This window comes from Vibrio sp. SCSIO 43137 (assembly GCF_028201475.1).
Lineage (GTDB): Bacteria > Pseudomonadota > Gammaproteobacteria > Enterobacterales > Vibrionaceae > Vibrio.
This window is the reverse complement of sequence record NZ_CP116384.1, coordinates 584,772-608,106: the sequence shown is the minus strand read 5'-3', so window position 1 is coordinate 608,106 and position 23,335 is coordinate 584,772. Positions and strand designations below refer to the sequence as shown.

The window sequence follows — 23,335 nt, the reverse complement described above, 5'->3', positions numbered from 1 at the left end:
ATATTGTTTGATTAAACTATTTTTTTGTTTTAATTATTTTTAATACGCTCCAGCGCATTGCGTGTCTGAACACAAGCGGAGCAAGTAACCATGATGAGTAGAAATGGATATCCTGAATCAGAAAGCCAAGCTGATTTCCGGGAACACCAAAAAAGAACAGGTAAAAGCCACTTAGAGAACAGATCACCAATAACCACTCAATAATGGTGCCGGTCTTACGCAGAAATGGCTTGTTGCTCGCAGTAATCAGACGGCGATGTGATGCCCAGAAAGCCCCGACAATAACGGAAAACAGCGATATTCCCACCAGCATATGAGTGAGCAGCACCCAACGTTCTGCCTGCCAGGCCAGTTCCACCCTGTTCCATAAAAGTACGCCGCTGATAAACATCAGGTAGAGCATAGCTTCAGCCCACTTATGGTGATACGCCAACTTAGCCCACCACTGGCTGAGAAAATTACTCTGTTTTTCTGGTTCTGATATCAAATGACCTGCCATTTTTTATACCTACTCCAACCTTTGACCACCGGTCTGCCAGTCATCTTTTCTATGCAAACCGGAAACGACAAAAGCAGCGATATAAAATCGCTGCTTTTTCAGACAAACTGCTACCGCTTACTTAACGCTGACTTTGTTCGCCATTGTCATTGCAGTACCAAACTTGCCACCAGCAGCGATTACCTGAGGAACACCATCTTCATCGGTATCCGTAGAGTTGCTGCCTTTGATTTGGTTTTCACCTGAGTCACCCATCCACTCAGCTAACTGCATACCGCCGTTAATCACGCCACGGAACCAGCTAACATAGCGGTCAGTCAGAGCCTGAAGCTCAAGTGCCGGCTCATTTTCACCCTCTTCGTTCTTCAGGTGTAAAATCGCTTCACGCAGACCAGCTGAGATAGCCGCAGCCGTGTAAGGAGTGTGGATAGTTGCTGCTCCCGGTTTCTCAGCCCAAGTGTTGATTTTGCTGTCAAACAGGTTCTTCTCTACTGCCAGATAAACTGAACGCGCAGCTTGCTTGTACTTAACATCATCTGTTGCAAGGAAGGCAGCTACAAAGCCACGGATAGCCGCGAACTGTGCATCAAGAGACTGACGGGAGTCAGCCGCTTTACCAAGGGTAATACCGTCAGAAACTAAGCCGTTTTTGCCAATCAGATTTGCAAGAATAAAGTCAGCCTGACCTTTAATCATCGCCAGTGCTTTCTTACCAGCCGCTGATTTGAGGTTAACATCACCACCTTCAGCCGATGCATAACCTACAGGAAGAGCATCTTTAGCACGCTGGTAGATTGAAAGAGCAACCAGAGAGTATGACGCGTCATATACATCTACACGGTTACCTTGTTTACCCTTGTTGTATTCAGTAACAAAGGTGCCGGCCGTCTCGTTATAGTGAAGAGCAGCCATGTTCTGGAACAACAGGTTAGAGATATTGTTTGCCAGTGAAAATGCATCGGTAGCCACAACGTCATTGCTGTCGTTGCTATCGATGTTTTTCGCAGGAGCGGCTGCAAATGGAGCACCATCAAATACCGCTTTAAACGCAGGGTTCTGAGCCGTGTTTGCCGTTCTCTGATCGGTAAAGGCGAAGAACTCACCAACCGGCCATAGCATCATCCACGTATCACGCAGTGATGAAGAACCGTCGGTTACTTTCAGACTCTTAATGGATTTCACGCCGTTGTTGCTGCCCTCTTCCACCGCTACTTTGTGCGGGAACCAGATAGCACCATTGGCTGGGTTATAGTCAGGGCCAAACTTCACACCCAACTTTTTGCCGTTATAGCCAAGTTGTTCCTGAACAATCAGAAGTTTATCGATAGACATCTCTGTCAGCAGCATACCGTTAAAGCCGTCCGCCGCTGATACACCAAGGCTGTGTACGCCATCCTGATCCATTTTCGCTGAATCCGCTTCAACTTCTTCGTCACTCTCTGTTACGTGCATACCGCCCAGAAAATCCTGAGACCACATCACTTCTTTAAGAAGAATGCCGCCGGTCGCAGCCGGATTGAATGACTTATCAAATGATGCCGGATTCCATGCCAGCGACTTGTAGTCGCGGAAGTAAGCAGGAACGACAACCTGAACGGTCTTCTCTACACCCTTAGCGGTAGTAATTTCTACTTCATCACCGTTTACGGTTGTGGTGTCAGGTGCCTGTGCGAATTCCGGGTTACCTGAAACGTAAGGGATAGAGATCGGGTACATGTTTTGAGGAACTTCGCTTGCAGGAAAACCTACCGCCTGAGCCATCTCAATAACACGCTTACCCAGATCCGCCATAGTACCGCCACGAGCCTTGTTTACCGGGCCGTTTACAATGTGCGGCCCCATCTGAGACTGATAGTTCAGGGCATACATAGCCTCTTCTGAGTACTCATAACTCTCGATACCGGCAGCAAAATCAAAAGGTGTAGGAACATTGGCTACGTTCGGATCAAGTACATCCAGATCAAGGCCTAAAGACTCAGCTAAAGGCTCGCCAGAAAGTTCAAATTCTGTGTAGGCAAGGAAGCTGCCTGCCGGTTGGTGTGTTTTGTCTAAAACTTTTACTTGGGGTGCAGCCTGGATAGCCGACGCAAATACCGCGGCAGAAACAGCCAGACTTAAAGTGGTCTTTTTCACAACAGATCCTTTCTCTTTATTGTTAATTTAATCGTTTATAACCTAGAGATTCTGCATGCTATTGATAGTCATTCTCATTAGCAATACCACTTTAGGGGTAGTAAAACCACTTCTTTGTTTTAGATCAATTATAATGAGAATAATTATTATTATCTGGCGTATTTCTGTCATTTGATGTTCAAATTTTGACTAAGCTACCGCTATGTTAAATAAGGGATTTATTGTTTAGATGTATCTTATTTTTAGACGAAATTTGTCTGCAATTTATTATTTTGACGATGAATGTTGTTACGATTGTTGTGGGGAATATAAACAGCAAGGCTCTGAACAGAGCCTTACATTGGCTAAGAATTTTACTCTCTGCTACGGCAGAGTCAGAACCACCTTTGCGCCCCCCTGACTGTAGGTGATATCCAGTTCAAATGAGAGGCGCTCACACACTTTTTCTGTCAGTTCCAGCCCGAGACCGAAACCAAAATAGACATCCTTGTTCTCTTTACAGAGATCTTTATCTGAGTTCTCGATAATTACCTTGTTGTTCTGATAGCTGATCTCAATCCAGCCACGATGGGTATATTGGAAGGCATTACGGATAAGGTTGTTCAGCACAATCTGTAATGGGACAACAGGCAGATTTTGAATGGATGGTTTTTCCAGAGAGAGACGGAGCTCCACCTCTTCGACACTTATCAGGTAGTTCTGCTCTTCTGTCAGACGCTGAATCAATTGAGCAATATCTAACTCAACAATCTCCGGAGGCTGTTCACTCTTACGCTCCAGCCATAACAGAGTTTCTGTCAGTAACTGCATGTTGTTACTGGCTCTGTCGATACGATTTATGGAATCTTTCGCGGTTTCGGAGAACTGCATTCGCTCCAGAATTTCCATATTGGCACGAATAATAGCAATTGGCGTTCTCAGCTCATGGCTGGCGTGAGCGAGAAACTTTTTCTCTCTGGCAATAAGCTGGGCATTTTTGCTTAAAATCACCTCCAGACTGGCGGCTATCCTGTTGTACTCATCAAAGCGAAAATCTGGTTTTGTCTGCGATCCCGGTTGAGTTGTAATGGTTTCTGCCCAGCTAACAAGCTGAGATGTCTGCTTAGCTACCTTTCGGTTATACATCCAAAGCAGAATAACCAGAATGCCAAGAAAACTGAACGCCATATAAAACAACAACTTAAAGCGATGGTTTATCCAGTAGAAGTTCTCACTATTCTCGAAGTTGTACTCATATTTTGCCACGGTATAGAGTACCCGCCCGTCAGCTAAGTTTTGCCGGTAGACATTAACCATAGCTTCCAGACCGTCAATGTCTTCAACTATATCGTCACTAAAAACAAAACTACTTCGGCCCTCTTTAAATTCAATATTTTCCAGAAGATTAACACCATTAAACTCGACTACCGGTAACTCATCATAATAGTGATTCACAACCAGAGATTTCGGAACTTCAAGTTGAGGATTTTCTTTGTAAGCCTCTGCAAAGGCGTTGCTCTCCAGCATAAGTCTGAGCTCTTCAGACGCCTCTAATCCTGTCTCAAAGTAATCTAACAACATCACTGTATAGACGCAGATAGCCACCAGCATGATGCCGAAGAATGACGATACAAAACGGTTCTTCACTGCCAGACGGGATGTAAACTTCATAACTTAATTAGTCCCTGAGATCCTGAAACCGTGCCCTGCCACCGTTTCAATTAACGGATGATCAAACGGCTTATCTACGGCCTGTCTTAACTGATATAGCTGAACCTTAAGGTTGTTACTTTCCGGCGCTTCATCAGGCCAGAGCTGAGCGATAATATCCTGCTTACTTATCACTGACGGGCTGTTACGCATCAGTATTTCCAGCAGCCTGAAGCAGGTTCTGGTCAGCCTGATTTCCTTACCCGCACGGGAGACATAACGGGTTTCCAGATTCATCTCCAGATCAGCGAAACTGAGCTTGGTTGCCTGCCCGCTTCGCCTTTTTGCCAGCGCCTTTATACGCATTGCCAGCTCTTTAAGGGCAAACGGCTTTACCAGATAATCGTCGGTACCGGCATTAAAGCCGGTCTCTTTATCTTCAAGGGTATCCTTCGCCGTCAGCATCAGAATAGGGGTATCTTCCCCATTCTGACGAAGCCTCTGGCAAACGGTTATACCGTCGATTCTTGGTAGCATAAGATCAAGCAGTATCACGTCATAACGGTTTGAACTGGCCAGATTAAAACCGGTGTGACCATTGTAGGCGTGGTCGCAACGGATTCCCTCCAGCTCAAGAAACACCGCAACAGACTGAGCCAGATCTTTATCATCCTCAATCAAGAGCACATCTACAGAACTAGTATTCAACGGCTAACTCCCTGTTATCAGACTCACGGTTTTTCTTATTAAACAGTGAAGCAATATCTTCCACTATCATCACCAGTGACGGAATCAAAATAAGAGTGATTATAGTGGCGAACAGTATGCCGTACCCCATTGAAGCGGCCGCCGGTATCAGAAACTGTGCCTGTGGCGAGGTTTCTGCCAGTAAAGGAGCTAATCCGGCATAGGTGGTGGTTGAGGTTAATAAAATCGCCCTTAGTCTGCCGGTACCCGATTCCAGAATCGCTTCCGTTACCGGCAATCCATGTTTGCGGTTATTGTTGTATCGTGAAATCAGCAGCAAGCTATCATTGACGACTACTCCGGAGAGAGCAAGTATGCCAAACATGGAGAGCAGACTAACCGGAATGTCATGTGCCAAGTGTCCAAGCAAGGCGCCGACAATGCCGAAAGGTATCGCAAGCATAATCAGTACTGGCTGCACATAGGATTTCAGAGGAATAGCCAACAAAGCATATATGGCAACCATGGCAACGGCAAAAGCACCATAGAGTGAGTTGGTTATTTCTGATTTCTCTTTCTGCTCGCCGGAAATTCCGATTTCCAGATCACGGTACTGCTGTTTTAGCTCTTTAAACAGACCATTTTCCAGCTTGATTAACACTTCTTCAGGAGAGATGGCTTTCTTATCCACATTGGCCGATATCAGGTTTACCCTGTTGTAGTCCAGACGCTCAATCTTAGTTGCCACATAACGGGTAGAGATACTGGCAACGGTTGTTAACGCCACTCTTCTACCATCGGATAATCGGATCTCTGTCTGCTGTAGATCTGCCAGATTACCGCGGCTGGAGTCCGGATACTGAATCTTAACTTTTATCTCATTTTCACCTTTCTGGAAACGCTGAATCTCATAACCCTGATAAGCGTACTTAAGCTGGTTAAGAAGCTCGGTACTGGACAGACCCATGGCGATACCTTGTGGTTTTAGCTCCAGATCCACTTGCATCTGGGCATTCTTAAAGCCACTTTTTATTCCCGATACTCCACTGATTTTGTTCAGTTCCGCCATAAGCCATATTCCGGCTTCACTGATGGTTTCAGCATTCTTACTCTTAAGTTCAATACTGATATCTTTTTCAGAGATCATATCGGCTGCAAGGTTAATTGACTCCATCCCTTCAAGAGGAGGCAGTAACTCCTGCCAGCGTCTTGCAATATCTGCCGCGGTAAAAGGTCGTTGATTATTTGATGAGAGCCCCACGGTGATGGTAGCACTGGTGTCACTGGTTTCTGTCAGCAGTTGCTGAATAGGTTCAATCTCAAGGCCATACTCGTCAGCAAGCTGTTTATTTAGTTTCTCAGCCAGTTGCTCAACCACAAGAGTTTCTCTCTGGACCAAGCCGTAACCTGCATCATCTTCAAATACCATTTCAGCCACAATATAGTCTGAAGATATCTCAGGGAAGAAGGTCACCTTGATCTTACCTGAAGGCACTAGTCCCGCTATTGCGATAAACACCGCGATAAACATAGCCAGAGCGGCATAGCGATAGGCCAGAACTCTGTTCAGAAACGGCTTATAGTAATGGTGAGTAAAATAGTTCAACCCGGAGATCACTCTCCCCTGAAGGCGGTTCCACAAGGCACCAATACTTCTTCCTTTTGAATTGGAGTGCATGCGTACGTGCGCCAGATGAGACGGAAGGATCAGTTTGGACTCAATAAGAGAGAACAGCAGACAGAACGCCGCAGCATAAGCAAATTGAGCAAATATCTTACCCAACTCCCCTTCCACCAGGGATATGGAGACAAAGGCCACCATGGTGGTTAGCACACCAAAGGTGGTAGGCACTGCTACCTTGCCGGCACCGGCAATAGTGGACTTAAGTGTCGCGCCGCGTTTTTCCCGCTCTTCATAGATGCTTTCACCAATTACAACGGCGTCATCCACCACAATACCCAGCGCCATAATAAATCCGAAAGTGGTCAGTTCATTAAGGGACATACCGAAGAAGGAGTCTCCCATCATGGTCAGGGCACCGGCAAAAATAACCGGCAGCCCCAATCCAACCCAGAGTGCAACACGGATATTAAGAAACAGAGCCAGAAGGGCTATTACCATCACGATGCCCTGAAAACTGTTCTTCATCAGCAGGGCAAGACGACCTTCGATCGGTTTACTTCTGTCATCCCAGACTTCCGCATGAATACTAGCCGGAAGAGTTTGCCTGAACTCTGCCACTACCTGATTCACCTCTTCTGCCACCACGCTGACATTAGAGTTGCCATAGGTCTTCACTCTTACTCCGACAGACGGCTTGCCGTTAAAGCGACTGAGATTGTTTTTGTTCTCAAAATCATCGGATATTTCAGCAATATCTGATAACAGAATGACTCGGCCATCAGCCAACTGTTTAACCGGAATGGAAGCAAACTCTGCAGCACTGTATCTCTGCTGCTCTGTTTTCAGGGTTAGTTTTCCCTGAGAACTAAGCAACTCACCACCGGTATCGGTAACGGATGCAGCATTAACTTTAGCTGCCACATCGGAGATAGTTAGCCCATATGCCTGAAGCTGACTTTCATCTACCTGAACGGTAACTTTCGGTGTCTTACGCCCAAGATAGTTAACTTTCTGAATACCGGCACTTTTCAGTAGCTGAGCCCTAAGCTCCTGAGTGTATTCCTGTAGTACGCTGGCCGGAACATCACCATACAGGTTAACAGCAATAACATCTTCCACTTCTATTTCCGGACTAATCACAGGCTTTTCTGCTGACTTCGGCAAGGTGCTAATAGCATCTACCTTCATCTTTACATCCCGGTACAGGGTATCCAGATCATAGTTACTTAACTTGGTCAGGGTGACAGAAACACCTGAACCGTCAGATGATGTGCTCATGGACTTAATACCCTGAACTCCCCGTAACGCTTCTTCAATCTTGATTGCTACCCCTTCCTCCGCCGACGCAGCGGAACCACTGGAGTAGTCGACGGAAATAGTGATGTTGTTCGGCGGAATACTGGGAAAGCCTTCAACCCGGAGCTTGGAAAGTGTGGTTAGTCCGGCAACGACAATCAATACCATAAGCAGATTGGCAGCAACCGGATTGCGGACAAACCAAGCAATTACGCCATTTTCATAATTAGTCGACATGCTTTGTCTCCATCGCAAGCAATGAAACCTTTTCACTCTTTACCGGAGTCACCTGCATACCCTGTACGAAATTAGACAAAGGCTTACGGATAAGATTGATGGTGTCAGGAAGTTCACCTTTCCTAATCGCAATACGGCTATTACCTGCATACAGAGTCTCAGCCTTAACACGGTTAAGTTGCCCGTTCTGTTCCAGCCAGATATAACCATCAGCAGTAACAGACGAAGCCGGAATGGAGAAACTGTTTTTCTGTACTTTTCCCGATACCTGAACCTTCACAAAGCTACCAAACAGCAGAGGTGAGCTCTGATCGAGGGGCTTATCGACTTCGACGGTCAGGGTACGGGTTCGGGTTGCGCTATCCACCACCATAGAGAGGTGATTGATACGGCCGTTCCAGAACAGCTCCGGACGATTGGTAGAGTATATCTGCACTTCAGACTGTTCCCTGTTAGCCGGTATCTGCTGCCACTCCTGCTATGAAAGAGCAATATTTACCTCTGCAACCTGAGAGGATTTAAGCTCACCCAGCTTACTTCCCTGAGACAGATAACTGCCTTCGGAAACTGATCTGGCGGTAATAACAGCATCAAACGGCGCATAAAAACGAGTGTCTTTCAGCTTGCTCTCTTCATAAGCGACCTGCTCTTTGGCTGAATTATATTGAGCCTGTGCAATGTTTAACTGTGGCTGTCTCAACGCCAGTGCGGTAGGTTTATCTTTGATTCCCGAACGTTTCCAGTTCTCCTCTGCCCGTTTGTATTTTCTCTTCTCCTGAATCAGTGCCAGCTCAGCGTCCGCCAGTGATTTTTGCGCTTTGGTCAGTTCGACTTTATAAGCAGTATCATCCACCCGCGCCAGTAGCGTACCTTTAGCCACTTTCTCACCCGTTCTGAATTGCTCTGAACGCCAGATAACTTTTCCTGAAACTTCACTTAGTAAACTTAATGTATCGCTGCTTTTTACTTCACCAAAAGCCTCAATCACACTGGCGTTATCACCGGAATGTAATTGCTCAGTAGTCACCTTAGGCAGGGTAACAACTGGCTTCTCTGCCACAGTTTCTGGCTGGTTGCTGATGGCGTAGTCGGTATAAAGCAAAGCAGCCGGGATAGCCGCCACAGCAAGGGTACTGATCAGTACTTTTCTGATGGTATTCTGTTTCATAAGGTTACACTCCCATTCCTAATGCGAGTCCTAAGGTAATCCGGTTAGAAAAACGCGCTTGTTCGGTTTGTAAAAGTTGAATTCTGGCCTGAAAAGCCGACTGCTTGGCGGTTAGCAGTGTCAGGATATCGCTGACACCATCCTGATAACGCTCCTGATAATTGCCCATACTGGCTAAGGAGAAGTCGAGGGCTTTTTTCAGGTGTGATTGCTGCTGACGATAAGAGGCTTCCTGATCAAAGGCGTTCTCTACTTCACTCAGCGCATTAAGCAGAGTGTTCTGATAGGCGAGATAGCTGGACTCAGCTTTTAGCTGCTCTATTTCTGCACTGGTCTTTAGCTTGTCGCGGTTAAACAGAGGGGCGGTAATATTGCCCAGCAGAGACCATGCAGAAGAGTTGTTCAGCAACTGATCCATGCTATTGCCGGTACGGCTGACGGAGGCCGTCAGGGTAAATTTAGGCAGAAGCTCTTTATAGGCCACTGAGGTATTTTTATCGGCTTGCAACACTCTTTGATAAGCCGCAATCAGATCCGGTCGTGAGCCGATAACCTTACCGGGAAGCTGAACTGGCGGGTGAGCAATATCTGGCAACGTCATGGACAGCTCACTCAGATCATGGTCACTACGGCCGCGCAACACATTGAGTTTTCGCATTGCGATTTTCTGCTGATAGATACGGTTGGCAAGAGTCGCTCTGGTCTTCTCTGTCTCCGCTCTCGCAGTGTCTAAATCAGCAGGCTCTTTCACACCATCCAAAACTTGCTCTTTGATAATTTCTTCAGTATTGGTCAGGCTTTTAACCCACTCCTGCTCGACCCGGATAATTTCAGCTCGGTAAACAATATCCAGCCATGCCTGAACCACTCTGGCTGCCAGTGAGTTTCTTGCCGCCTGAAGATCCAGCTCTGCTGCACGGGTGTTGGCAATGGATGCATCAGTGGCATCAGCCAGCCTGCCCCATACATCCAGCTCCCAGCTAAGATCAAGTGATACTGTCTGTGAACTGGAAATCTTACCCTGCTTAGCTCTTTGGGCACTGTATTTGGCATCCAGAGAGGGACGCTCAGCAATACCAGACTGTACCTGAAGAAGTTGAGCCTGTTTAAGGGTTATCGCGGTACGGCGGAGATCGTAGTTTGCTGCCAGTGTCTGTTTCACCAATTCTGAAACCGAAGGTTGATCGACTATGGTGAGAAGTTGATTGGTGAAGGTGCGATTTTGATACGCATCTGACTGTGACCAGTTATCCGGAACCAACACTTCATTCGCCTGTTGCGAATAATGTTGCTGAGAATCGAGAGAACTGCAGCCAGCTAAAAGGGCGATAAGACAGAGTGTAATCCCCTTTTGGTTTAAACGTTGCGTGTTCATATGTTTCCTACTCTAATTTGCTCCGTTATTTATATTCAACAGAGGGTGAACTAGCGGTGAAACATAAAAAAAACCGCTCACACACCTGTGTGAACGGTAACTATAGGGGGAACAAAGATAATTATTATTATGGCTGTGGAGTTAAATTCTTAGCTAACCAGCTATTAACTAACAGGGTAGGTTTTATAGCGCACGCCCATCATCTGCTCCATGCAGTGAACAACCTGACAGCTATAGCCAAACTCATTGTCATACCAGATGTAAAGTACACAACGATTATCCTGAGCGATAGTCGCCGCACCATCTACCACACCTGCATAGCGGGAACCAACCAGGTCGCTGGATACGATTTCAGTTGAGTCGGTATAGTCGATTTGTGCTGACAAATCTGAATTAAGTGCCATCTCACGAAGATAAGCATTTAGCTCATCTTTATCTGTGCCTTTCTCAAGGTTCAGGTTAGCAACCGCCATTGAAACATTCGGCGTTGGTACACGGATAGAGTTACCTGTCAGTTTACCAGCCAGTTCAGGCAGCGCTTTGGCAACCGCACTTGCTGCACCGGTAGAAGTAAGCACCATGTTCAATGAAGCACTACGTCCGCGACGCTCACCAGAGTGGAAGTTATCGATCAGGTTCTGGTCGTTAGTAAATGAGTGTACTGTTTCGATATGACCAGATGTCACACCGTATTTATCATTGACTGCCTTAAGCACAGGAGTAATAGCGTTGGTGGTACAGCTTGCCGCAGAGATAATGGTATCTTCCGGCTTAATCACATCCTGGTTTACACCGAATACAACGTTCTTAATTTCGCCTTTGCCCGGGGCAGTTAGCAGTGCTTTTGCCGCACCGTTACAGGCAACGTGCTGACCAAGGCCATCCATATCACGCCATACACCGGTATTATCCACTACCAGCGCGTCGTTAATTCCGTATGCGGTGTAATCCACCTCTTCCGGCTTGTTCGCGTAAATGATCTGAATATAGTTACCATTCGCAATAATGGCTTTACGCTCTTTGTCAACAATAATGCTGCCGTTGAACTGTCCATGAACTGAGTCACGACGTAGCAGGCTTGCACGCTTCTCTAAATCACCTTTTTTACCGCCGCGAACCACAATAGCACGCAGACGTAACGGGTAACCCGGACCACTTTTCTCAACCAGCAGTCGGGTCAGAAGACGACCGATACGGCCAAAGCCATACAGAACAACATCTTTTGGTTCTGAAACGGTTCCGCCGTTCATGGCATCAGCAAGAGAACTCATCAGGAAGTCTTTAATAGCACTCTCATCAGAGTGGTTCTGCCAGTACTGGTGTGCTAACTGACCAACATCTACGCGGCAAGCGGAAAGAGCATCCAACTCCGTCAGCCCTTTAATCACCGGCAGAGTCTGCTCCAGAGATAGTGGCGTTCCGGTATAGTGGCGGGCAAGGCGGTGGCTCTTAATAACATCAATTACATACGCATTTACCAGTGTTTTACCAAACAGTAAAACCTCTACGCCTTTCTCGCGATATAGCTGACGGATCATAGGGGTTGTTGCTTCCGCAATCGTTTGGCTGGTTTGCCAGTCTAGAAGATGTTTTTCTGGACTCATTTTTTGACCTTTTGTTTATAAACAGACGTTTACGCGTGTAGGGAACGGGTATGTCTTGGGGTTACGGGGGAATTTTATTTTTTTGTAATTTTTATGTGGCGGGATTGTAAACCCCATCGAGTTATTCTGCTAGTAAAAATAACAGAATCCTGATTCTGCTGCTCAGTGGGGAAATACGCTGTAAATCCAGCTATTTATACGATTTATTGTATATTGACAAAAAATATTCCTGAGACTTAATTCGCGACAAAAAATACTAATCAGACATTTTATTGTGTAACAGATAGTTCACATATTAATCTTTGCGTGATCAATCTCACAATCAGGTTTTACTTATACCAGTAAAGGCAGGAATTTCCCGCCTTTACCCGTTTTCACTTTAGTAACTACTGCTCAATTTCCATGGAGACCTTTCTTAGCGCCATTCTCCAGCCCAATACCGTCATAATTAAACCGGACCCCTGACCGGCCTGTCAGAATTACCTCGCAGTTACCTTCATTCCCTTAACCTGTGCTCACTGTATAAGTTCAAACACTAAACCATTAACTATTCACTACATTTAAGGAAAACAGATGAAACATTTGTACCCTTTGTGTTTGGTCCCGTTACTGCTGTCAGGGACCGCAACAGCAGAGACATCAAAAAAAGGAATTAGCGGGGAAATTGGCTTTATTGCCGGATATTCGCGAAACACCAGCAACTTTAATCTGGATAACGAAACCAAAAGCGGTAGCCTGAACAGCAAAGGTAAAACCGAAGGGGAAGCAGTATTTGGCCCGCTGGGACAGGTTCGTTACAACATGGGCGACAAAGAGATTTTTCTCGGCACCAGTCAGGAGGATATCGTTAAAGGTATTTTTGCTGTTGAACTAGGTTATAAGCAAGAGATCAGCCGTAACGGCAGCCTCTCTTTTTCCTATCTGCCAACGGTAGTTGAAGGAGAAACATGGCGTGACCCTTATGTTGTAAATAGTAAGAGGGAAAAAACCGATATTTCCGGCAATGCCTATCGCTTAAAGTACGAGTTTCTTAGCCTGACAGCCGACGTAATTTATTACGACTATGACATAGATAAAGAAGAGTCAGGAACCAGCCAGAATGTTAATCGTAGTCTGCTAAAGCGCAGTGGTGACGGCTATATTGCTCATGTGGGTGTTGGCTTACCTATCACCTCTTCCACTATCATTGAACCGGCCTTGTACTACAGAAAAAACTCTGCTGACGGTAAGGCCATGGCTTATGATCAGACAGGAGTCGGTATCACTTTTATTCAGATGTTTGGTGACAATACTCTGGCTATCGACACCCGTTATTCTAAATCAGAACATAAAGCCGTTAACCCGGTATTTAATAAAAAACAGAAAGACAGCGATACCAGCATAACCATCTCATTTGAAAAAAGTCAGTTTATGGGCTGGAGTGCCGTCAACCTGAATGCCGCACTAAGCTACAGTAAATCGGATTCCAATATCGCCTTTTATGATGAAAGTGAGATTGCGGCCTTTACCGGAATGAACTATCAGTTTTAATTCGCTCTATATTTACTAAGTCGTTTTTAAACAATCTTTACCAGAGCACAACTGCAATAACGTCCACTCTTTTCTGTTCGCAAACAGTTTGGGCCACTAATTAGTGGCCCATTTTTTAGCAAATAAGTATTTTCGGACGGAATTAGCCGGTTAAACCCTGCTTAGCCAGATACTCGTCATAAGTGCCGTGGAAGTCCTGAATACCATCTTTAGTAATTTCAATAATACGGGTAGCGATAGACGAAACAAACTGGCGGTCATGGGAAACAAAGAACAAGGTGCCTTTGTAGTTTTCCAGTGCAAGGTTCAGCGCTTCGATGGATTCCATATCCATATGGTTAGTTGGTTCGTCCATCAGCAAAATGTTCGGGCGCTGCATAATCAGTTTACCAATCAGCATTCGGCCCTGCTCACCACCGGAAATCACTTTTACCGATTTCTTAATATCATTTTGTGAGAACAGCATACGGCCAAGAATGCCACGAACTACCTGCTCGTCTTCACCTTCGTTTTTCCACTGTCCCATCCAGTCCAGCAGGTTGATATCTTCGGCAAAATCATGAGCATGATCCTGTGCATAGAAACCGATATTGCTGTTTTCCGACCACTTCACCATGCCGTCCATCGGCGTCATAGCACCGGCAAGGGTGTTAAGGAAGGTAGACTTACCGATACCGTTCTCACCGATAATGGCGATACGTTCACCCACTTCCACCATGAGTTCGACACCATTAATCAGGATATTGTCACCATAACCCTGCTTCAGGCCTTCAACTTCAAGAGCGTTACGGAACAACTCTTTTTCCTGATCAAAGCGGATAAACGGAGACTGACGGCTGGAAGGCTTAACCTCTTCAAGCTGTATTTTATCCAGCTGCTTCTGACGGGAAGTCGCCTGTTTAGCTTTTGATGCGTTGGCGGAGAAACGGCTAACGAAAGTTTGCAGCTCAGCAATCTGAGCTTTTTTCTTCGCATTGTCAGCATGCAGACGTTCTCGTGCCTGCTCGGCAGCAATCATATATTCGTCGTAGTTACCGTGGAAAAGACGCAGTTCACCGTAATCCAGATCCGCCATATGAGTACAGACAGAGTTAAGGAAGTGACGGTCGTGCGAGATAATAATCATGGTGCAGTTACGCGCCAGCAGTGTCTCTTCCAGCCATGCAATGGTGTGCATGTCGAGGTTGTTGGTTGGTTCGTCAAGCAACATGATATCTGGTTCTGCAAACAGCACTTGAGCCAGTAGCACACGTACTTTCAGACCGGGAGCGACTTCGCTCATCAAGCCGAAATGTTGTTCTTCTGAAATACCAAGACCAAGCAGTAGCTCTCCGGCACAGGCTTCGGCAGAGTAACCGTCCATCTCAGCAAACTCTGTCTCAAGATCGCCGACACGCATACCATCTTCGTCAGACATTTCAGGCAGAGAGTAGATATGGTCGCGCTCTTCTTTCACCTTCCACAGCTCTTTATGACCCATGATAACCGTGTCGATTACGCTGTACTCTTCAAATGCAAACTGATCCTGACCCAGTTTCGCCATACGCTCACTAGGATCGATAGAAACCGATCCCGCAGAAGGCTCAAGCTCTGAACCCAGAATCTTCATAAAAGTGGATTTACCACAGCCGTTTGCCCCGATAAGGCCATAACGGTTGCCGTTACCAAACTTGATCGAGATGTTCTCAAATAGTGGCTTGTCGCCAAATTGCATTGAAATATTTGCAGTTGTAAGCACGGTCGTTCCCAAAAAATCGTAAGCAGAAAAAAGCTGGCCTAAAGCCAGCTTGTCTTATTGGGCGCGATAGTAGCAGTTTTCGTGAACTACATCACCATCTATTCTGTATTATCTGGGTCTACGCAAGTAACTAAACACGAGTATCACTGCTCCGAGGGCAAGCCAGAGCAGGCTGGTAAAATAAGCGTATTTCAGATTTAAAAATACATAATAGGGTTCAAAAAAGATTTCAGAGACACCTTTTACGCTGTTAGTTGCCCACCGGCTGACATAGTAACGGCCACTCAGGGTAACTATCTCTTCAGGCTGAACGGTATGGCGATCCTGATAGGCCCGCTTTAGCTGGTTATAGTAGTCTGGCTGCTCCCCGCTTAGCTCTGGTTGGTTGTTAAACTGCGGTATCGAGTCCCACGGATACTCCGCCTGCTCTGCGAAGCTGCGGCCATCATCTCCCCAAAACAGTAACTCAGGGAAATCCGCTTTCCTTCCGTTATCCTTCCATGTACCAGCCCGGACAGGGAAGTCACTGCCGGATGCTGACGACATGGTCCGGTAATACAATAAAGTCCATACTTTTTGCGTCAGCTCGATAACACCACCGTATAGCTGGCGCGAGTTAAGATCACAGTAGCTGAAGTCATCAGCAGAAGGATAGTATTGACTAAACAGGCGCTCCAGCCGCTTACTATCAATACACTCCAGAGGAGATCGCAGATACTGGGTAAACTTAAAAGGTGTCCCGCTGACATAGCGTACACTGGCTTCCAGTTGCTGACCAAAATCCAGCCACTGCTGATAAAGATCATCCACAACATCAGAACGATTTGCCACAGTGATAAACTCATTGATATCCGTCAGGGGGATATAATTCATAACGCCTTCGTTATAAGTTAGCAGCTCATCTAACTCAACCACTGAACCTGCCTGAATGGCTAGAGTATCTTCTGCACTGCGAACTGTTTCCGGCTGCTGAAAACTGTAAGTTACCAGTTGAGGAAAGGTATCCGGTCGGGTATTGGCCTGTAAAATAGTCAGCGCCAATACACCACTTATTATCAGCACTGCCCCGCGCAGCAGCCAGTAACGCTGATCCCGAAAGCGAATACCGGATAAGCTCTTTTCTAACTGATATTTATGGTCAAATAACTGAGCAGAGACCAGTTTACCTGCTTTGGCATTTACGCCTTTTCCTTTATAAAACAGTTCAAACTGGCCGGAGATCTGCTGCTTACTTTTAAACAAGCTACGTAAACCCGGAGGGATAAGTAACTGGCTTTTACTGCCGGCAACACGGCAATATCGCGCACCACCAAACCTTGCAGGCACCAGTTCCAGCGTGGTATTTAATTGCACAATATCATTTTCTACATTTGGGTAACGGGCAGGCCAGAAAGCGTATAAAACCAGTAGCATCGGAATCACCAGATAGCGCCCTTCATGGTCAATACTCCATAGATCATTGCTGAAATAGATCGCCAGATAACTGGCGGCAATCATAGGTAGCAGTAGCCATGGTTTTACCACAGAGGAGGGGTAAAGATAGCGGCGCTCTATCGGCGATGCAGTACGGAAACCGGCCTTGTCAGCCCACTCTTTTTGCTCGGCAGAAAATAGTGTCTTGATCGAGGCCTGATTAATTGTGACGGGATACGCTTTATCATCACAAAGAACAATCTCGCAATAATAGTCTTGCTCTAATAACTCAACCTGCTGTTCGGTTAATTCTTCATCGTCATCGATAAAGGGGTAAAGCATGCTATTAAGATCGAGATCGCCATGCTCGTCACCCTCTCCGGGCAGTTGTATTTCTATTCCGCCAATCCATATCTTATTTTTATTAATATGACGTCCGCTGAGTATCATATGTTCTAGCTTGCCCATGATTTTATATACGGGCGCCTCAGGCGGAATATCAAGGGCGTAAAAGCGACGTAGACCAATGGTTTCTGAAGTGGTTGCCCGCCTTGCGGCATTGGGCGGTAGCTGCCCGTTTTGCTGACGGTTATCAGCGCCAACAGCTTGCGGCTGTCCAGCTTTTGTTTCGGCTGCTGTTGATTCGGCTGCTTTCGTATCGGCTGAAAGTGGCATATTCAACGCTTGTTTGATCTGCTTTTCACGCTTAGCAAATGCCGACAAAGTTGAGTGGTTATTATATGCGGCAATCGCGCCCACAATAAAAATAACCAATCCAACCAATATAATGATGTATTCCATAACACACTACCTACTCTCAATTCTCTGTTAACTACTTACTAAGATGTTTAGCAAAGATGACTTATCCTTACGGAAGCATCTCATCATCGAATTTGATCACTGAGCCGTCTCGTTTGCGGATAGAAAAATAGGTGTATTCATTGCCGTCAATACTCTCTACGTCACTGATTTGAGTAAATGACGCTGTTCCGTAGCCCCAGATAATGGCTGTGCCATCTTTTGTTAGTGCAGCAAAGGCACGGTTAATACGATAGATGGAATCTACATTGACAAGCAGGGCGTCCAGTTCGGGCGATGCTTCTCCTTTCTCGTGATGCCCCCAGGCTTTAACAGTGCCGTCACGGTTAAGGGCCGCAAAGCCAAATAAGCTGGCTTTTACATCGGTATAATTTGCGGAAGTCACAAATGGAGAGAAGCCTCTAAGATTTCCCCATGTCACAATGGAGCCGTCTTTTCTTAAGGCGGCAAAAGCATAAGCAGAACTGACTATCTGTTTTACTTTGCTCAGTTCAGAACGGATGGCAGAGTCATCACCGCCACGATCGTGATCTCCCCAGCTAACAACAGAGTCATCCTGCCGTATAGCAGCAAAAGCGTAGGCCGCATGGACTACCTGCTTTACATTAGTCAGTTCACTGGCCACTTTCGAGATATCTGCCCCGCGATATTTATCTCCCCAGCTCACTACGGTGCCGTCACTACGCAAGGCAACAAAGGCATCACCGTTTCCTGTGGCGTATATGGCAGTAACATCCTTTAAACCTGACCAGACAGGTACATCTTTCAGCCCTCGTCTTTCTCCCTGATAACCGTCACCCCAGCTATGGACAACGCTTCCGTCTTTTTTCAATACAGCAAACGCACCACCATCGTAAAAACCAAGTGTGTCGCTTATATCACGATTAATATTGATGTAAGACAATAGGTTAGGCGGATTACTGATGACTTGCTGGTCAGGCCGTACAACTCTGGATACTTTGCTTGGCATCGGTTTTATAGATCTGACTCCGCGGCAAAGCCCGGTCGACTCACTATTTGCATGTACAAACTGCCTGCCGTCAAAAATCCAGCTCTGTTCAGAACGGCAATCCTCCTCAGCAAAATCTCCAGTTGCAGTGGTAATTTTGCCATGTAGGTAATAGCCAGTTGCTTTTATATCTAAAGGGGTTGGTTGATTGTTTTTGTCAAGAAGCCAGAACATTCGTACTGAATCGTAAGCGGACAGACGTAAGCAATCGAGCGCTACAAGGTGATAGCCATTACCTAAATCGGCCAGATGCAATTGCGGCCTGTCTTCTATATTGCACTCATCGTATATCCGATCAAAACCGGAATCCGGCGAATGATAAAGAATATCCCGCACTAAACGGTAGCGGATATACTCTTGCTGATTGTTTAGCGACACCAACTCACCTGCTGCTGCCCGGTTAACTATCACCGGCGCTGGCTGCGGTGGTTTAACGGAAAGTCCGGAGTTTGTGCCTTTATCGACAATGGCCGATGATGTACCGGTTCTTCCCTGATATTCGTCCATCTTACGGAATACTGCAGTCGCCCCCTGATCAGATAGATAACTTACGCCGGAACGTAAAAACTCTTCATCTGTATATGACAAGTCGAACCGGTATATGGCTTTTTGCCGCACAACAGACAGGATTTTATCGACTTGTCTCTGCGTTAATTGCTGATCTTTAGCAATCATGGAGACAGAATGGCGTCCGCTAATACCGTTATCACTTTCAATAGTCAGAGCCACCTTATTAAGAAACACGGTATCTGACTGCAAGTGTGGTCCCGTTCCGAAAAACGCCCCCTTCTGATCTTCTTCCTCATCCCATCCCCAATAAAGTCTGGCAGTAACTTTTGTCTGAGGACCGGCTTCACGGGTAAACATAACCGCTAACGGTCTCTCCGATGTACATATATTGCCTTTATTTCGTGAAGCAATAGAGAGCTCACAACGGCGGGGGTCATATGGCGTGGCATAGCCAGTTGCCCGACAGGTTCCGGTATTGTCACAAATCAATAGCCAGTCTTTGTTCTCATAGTGCAGAGAGTCGAAGGCAAGTGTGGGGAATATGGTGAACAGTAAAGCGGCAAGCGCTATAAGACGAGGGAAAATTTGTTTTAAAATCATAACCTAACCAAAGAATTAAATTTTGGTTAGGTTATGTTATTCACCTCGACCAAAATGGTGCTGGGTTATGAATCAGATACCTTATCCGTCAATAACTACAAACGAACATCAGGCGTTCTTGCCTGTATCAAAATGTGTTCCTTGCTCCCTAACTGAAAAAGCTGGCCTAAAGCCAGCTTTTGTCGATTAATGCAGTAACAACCGTTCGTAACGTGTTACTTGTCCTCTCTGTTCTCTCTTTTATGTTTCGGCACATAATTGAGAATCGAGATTGGAACCTCTTTTCTTGGCGTAAAGCCTTCAATGGTGCGGCGCTCCAGCAGATGTCCAAGTCGGCTTTCTATCATGCACAGGTTTTTAAAGTTGTCTTTAGAAACCAGTGACACCGCCTCACCTTTTGCATCCGCACGACCAGTACGGCCGATGCGGTGCACATATTCATCTGCAGGATAAGGGAGATCATAGTTAATCACACAAGGCAGGCCATCGATATCCAATCCACGCGCTGCAACGCCTGTTGCCACAAGATACTGAACTTTGCCCTGTTTAAACTCATCAAGTACCCGCGCACGGGCAGCCTGATTTCGGCCGCTATGAATCGCTTCAGCCTGAATACCCCTTTTTTCAAGCTGGCTGACCAGCTTGGCGGCACCGTGTTTGGTTTCGATAAAGATCAACGCCTGCTGCCAGCGGTTTTCATTCAGCAGATGGCTAAGCAGAGAGGACTTGGTGTCCTTATCTACTGTAATAATCCACTGCTCAATATTCGACTTAGAAGCACTGTGTTTAGCAATGGAGATCTCTGTTGCATCATTGATGGCGGTACGCGCCAGCTCACGAACCGGATTAGACAGAGTAGCCGAGAACAGCAGGTTCTGAATATCTTCCGGCAGGCGGGCGATCACTTTATTAATATCCTCAATAAAGCCCATATCCAGCATACGGTCTGCTTCATCCAGTACCAGAATTTCCGCTTCTTCAAAGTAGACCGCACGCTGGCCATACATATCAATCAGACGACCGGGTGTGGCCACCAAAATATCGATACCTTCAATCAACTTCTGTTTTTGCGGCTGGTAATCCACACCGCCATACATAGCCATGGAGGTCAGGCCGGTATATTTACCATAAGCGGAGATGCTGTCATTTACCTGAATAGCCAGCTCACGGGTCGGAACCAGAATCAAAGCACGGAAACGCTTTTTCTTTTTGGTTTCGCTGCCGCTTAGCTTTTCCAGAATCGGCAGAACAAAGCTGGCAGTTTTACCTGTACCCGTCTGAGCTGCGGCAATCAGGTTTTCACCTTTAAGCACTACAGGAATGGCTTTATTCTGAATCGTGGTAGGTTTGCTATAGCCTTGCTCGGCTATCGCTTTGGTAATTGGATCACTTAACCCGAATTTGGAAAATGACATAACGTCTCTCAATAAAAATCTATTCGCTGTTAACGGAAAAGCCGCAACATTTCAGTTGCGGCTAGTTTAAGGAGTTTTAGGGTAAAAGCCAGCAGCAGCGAGCTTTTCCTGCTCAGTTTTTCACTTTTAACCGGCTCATTCGTTACATTGTAACGAAATAAAATCAAATGCTTCTACATCAAACAGCCCTTTCGCCGTCATTTTAAGAGAAGGAATGACAGGTAAAGCGAGAAAACTCATCTGAATAAAAGGCTCATCCAGCTGTACGCCTATGGATTTAGCCGCCTGTTTTAACTTGGCCAGATGCTGAGTAATCTGCTCTGAAGGTTCACAGCTCATTAATCCACCAACAGGCAGTTTTAGATCGGCCATTACCTCACCATTTTGCGTAACACAGAATCCACCGCCGATCTCTATCAGATGATTGACGGCATTTACCATGCTCTGATCATCGGAACCAATAACCACAAGGTTGTGAGAATCATGGCCGACACTAGCGGCAATAGCGCCCTGAGTAATTGTAAAACCTTCAACCAAGGCGATAGCAGGCGGGAGTTGCTGACCATATCGTTCAACAACGGCAATCTTATTGATTCCCTCTTCGGCAAAGCTGTCTTCTTCGTAACGGCAGATTTTTCGCTCGGTGATCAACTCATTTTTGACTATTTTGATCACATTGTAATCACACTCGGTAAACGGATAGTCCAGCTCGTTTTCCGCCAGTTTCATTCTGTTAATACTTGGCTCTAAAGGCGGTTCCGAGCGGGTTAGTTTCTCTTCTACCTGCTCTTTCAAGGCAAGTTCATCAACAAACTCGCCGCCGATTAATACTCTGTCGATATCAACTTCAGCCAGGTCATTTAGCAGTAAAATGTCGGCTTTATAGCCCGGAGCAAGTAAACCCAAACGCTTAAGACCAAAATGGTTAGCCGCCGACCACGAAGCAACCCGATAGGCCAGATGTACCGGCACGGCATGCTTCTGAATCAATCGCCTGACCAGATAATTAATATGCCCTTCCCTTGCGATTTCATAGGGATTTCTGTCATCGGTACAGAGCATACAGTGGGTTGAACTAAACTCGCTTATTAACGGAGCAAGAGCATCAAGGTTTTTGGCCACTGAGCCTTCACGGATAATTACTGACATCCCTTTTAGGAGTTTCTCTTTGCCTTCCTGATAAGTCACTGTTTCATGGCAGTTCTGAATACCGCTGGTAATATAGGCTGAAAGTTCAAGGCCGGTTAACTGTGGGCAGTGACCATCGATATTTAGCTGATTAAAAGCTTGTAGTTTGTCCAGCATAGGATCCGTTCCGTTAATCACAGAAACGTAATCCATCACCTCTGCTAAGCCAAGCACATTTGGGTGAGTCAGGTAAGGCTGCATTTCACTCAGGTTAAAGCCGCTGCCGTTAACATCTATACCCTCTAGGGCCGGAACGCAGGAGCTTACCTGAATAAACATATTCTGCTTCATCTGTTCACTACAACGTAAGAACCACTCAAAGGCTCTCTTTCCACAGACATTTACCAGCTCATGTGGATCGGCAACTATGCTTGTGGTGCCCAACGGAAGGGTTGTGCGCTCAAATTCAAACGGCGTCATGGTTGAGCTTTCTACATGCATATGAGCATCGATAAAACCGGGCGCTGCTGTTTTGCCCTGACAATCCACCACCCGCTCAGCCATCAGAGCTGAGGCTTCTTTTCCCAAGGCAACAATTATCCCGTCACAAATCACCAGCGGCCCGTCAATCACTTCGCCATTCACCAGATCCAGAAGCTTAAGGTTGACCAGTTTCAAATCCGCAGGCTGTTCTTTGCGCAAAATTTTCAGACAAGTCTGCAACTGTTCCCGGCTTAGGGTCTGAGTATGTTTCTGCATTAAGTTAGGCATATGGAAGCTCCGCATTGGGCGTTTAAATTGGCAATTTATTGTTAAAAAGCAACTAGTAAGCCAAAGCTTTCGTTATCTGAGGATAGAGACAATCAGGAGGGGTGAAGTGGGAGGTAAATCAGATTTACAACAGGGTCGGATATCGGAAAA

Annotated in this window: 15 protein-coding genes; 1 reads left to right on the top strand and 14 read right to left on the bottom strand. The window is 46.1% G+C overall.

The genetic code is table 11. The features are described from left to right. Positions 1-16: 16 nt before the first annotated feature. From PK654_RS18580 to PK654_RS18540, 9 genes are all read right to left on the bottom strand, one after another. The gene (locus PK654_RS18580; RefSeq protein WP_271700562.1) at positions 17-499 is read right to left on the bottom strand and encodes a hypothetical protein; all 483 of its coding nucleotides are present in this window, start codon (positions 497-499) and stop codon (positions 17-19) included. A gap of 117 nt (positions 500-616) precedes the next feature. Beyond that, positions 617-2,632 (bottom strand): hypothetical protein, encoded by a 2,016-nt coding sequence (locus PK654_RS18575; RefSeq protein WP_271700561.1) that lies wholly within the window; start codon positions 2,630-2,632, stop codon positions 617-619. Between the two features lie 363 nt (positions 2,633-2,995). Further along, positions 2,996-4,282, bottom strand: a complete 1,287-nt coding sequence (locus tag PK654_RS18570) for a sensor histidine kinase (protein WP_271700560.1) — start codon at positions 4,280-4,282, stop codon at positions 2,996-2,998. Positions 4,283-4,285: 3 nt separating this feature from the next. After that, complete coding sequence (locus PK654_RS18565; protein ID WP_271700559.1) at positions 4,286-4,969, bottom strand: response regulator transcription factor; 684 nt, start codon at positions 4,967-4,969, stop codon at positions 4,286-4,288. After that, the gene (locus PK654_RS18560) at positions 4,959-8,105 is read right to left on the bottom strand and encodes an efflux RND transporter permease subunit (protein WP_271700558.1); all 3,147 of its coding nucleotides are present in this window, start codon (positions 8,103-8,105) and stop codon (positions 4,959-4,961) included. The genes PK654_RS18565 and PK654_RS18560 overlap by 11 nt, the downstream gene beginning before the upstream one ends. Beyond that, positions 8,095-8,541 (bottom strand): hypothetical protein, encoded by a 447-nt coding sequence (locus PK654_RS18555; RefSeq protein WP_271700557.1) that lies wholly within the window; start codon positions 8,539-8,541, stop codon positions 8,095-8,097. Before PK654_RS18555 ends, PK654_RS18560 begins: the two co-directional genes overlap by 11 nt. 42 nt (positions 8,542-8,583) lie before the next feature. Beyond that, the gene (locus PK654_RS18550; protein ID WP_271700556.1) at positions 8,584-9,273 is read right to left on the bottom strand and encodes an efflux RND transporter periplasmic adaptor subunit; all 690 of its coding nucleotides are present in this window, start codon (positions 9,271-9,273) and stop codon (positions 8,584-8,586) included. A 4-nt stretch (positions 9,274-9,277) separates the two neighbouring features. Then, on the bottom strand, positions 9,278-10,648 hold the full coding sequence (locus PK654_RS18545; RefSeq protein ID WP_271700555.1) for an efflux transporter outer membrane subunit: 1,371 nt from the start codon (positions 10,646-10,648) through the stop codon (positions 9,278-9,280). 164 nt (positions 10,649-10,812) lie between these two features. Next, positions 10,813-12,252 (bottom strand): glyceraldehyde-3-phosphate dehydrogenase, encoded by a 1,440-nt coding sequence (locus tag PK654_RS18540; RefSeq protein WP_271700554.1) that lies wholly within the window; start codon positions 12,250-12,252, stop codon positions 10,813-10,815. 573 nt (positions 12,253-12,825) lie between these two features. Between PK654_RS18540 and PK654_RS18535 the strand changes: the two genes are divergently transcribed. Further along, on the top strand, positions 12,826-13,782 hold the full coding sequence (locus tag PK654_RS18535) for a surface lipoprotein assembly modifier (protein WP_271700553.1): 957 nt from the start codon (positions 12,826-12,828) through the stop codon (positions 13,780-13,782). Between the two features lie 142 nt (positions 13,783-13,924). Here PK654_RS18535 and PK654_RS18530 read toward each other — a convergent pair whose 3' ends face one another. The 5 genes from PK654_RS18530 to adeD all read right to left on the bottom strand — a co-directional run bounded on the left by PK654_RS18530 (position 13,925) and on the right by adeD (position 23,185). Then, entirely contained in the window at positions 13,925-15,520 is a 1,596-nt protein-coding gene (locus tag PK654_RS18530; RefSeq protein ID WP_271700552.1) for an ABC-F family ATPase, read from the bottom strand. 108 nt (positions 15,521-15,628) lie between these two features. Next, positions 15,629-17,734: a hypothetical protein gene (locus tag PK654_RS18525; RefSeq protein WP_271700551.1), complete on the bottom strand. Its 2,106-nt coding sequence runs from the start codon at positions 17,732-17,734 to the stop codon at positions 15,629-15,631. A 67-nt stretch (positions 17,735-17,801) separates the two neighbouring features. Beyond that, positions 17,802-19,871 carry a DUF1176 domain-containing protein gene (locus PK654_RS18520; RefSeq protein ID WP_271700550.1) on the bottom strand — a complete coding sequence of 690 codons (2,070 nt, stop codon included), beginning with the start codon at positions 19,869-19,871 and terminating at the stop codon, positions 17,802-17,804. Between the two features lie 215 nt (positions 19,872-20,086). After that, on the bottom strand, positions 20,087-21,286 hold the full coding sequence (locus PK654_RS18515; protein ID WP_271700549.1) for a DEAD/DEAH box helicase: 1,200 nt from the start codon (positions 21,284-21,286) through the stop codon (positions 20,087-20,089). Between the two features lie 135 nt (positions 21,287-21,421). Next, positions 21,422-23,185: an adenine deaminase gene (adeD, locus tag PK654_RS18510; RefSeq protein WP_271700548.1), complete on the bottom strand. Its 1,764-nt coding sequence runs from the start codon at positions 23,183-23,185 to the stop codon at positions 21,422-21,424. Between the last annotated feature and the right edge of the window lie 150 nt (positions 23,186-23,335).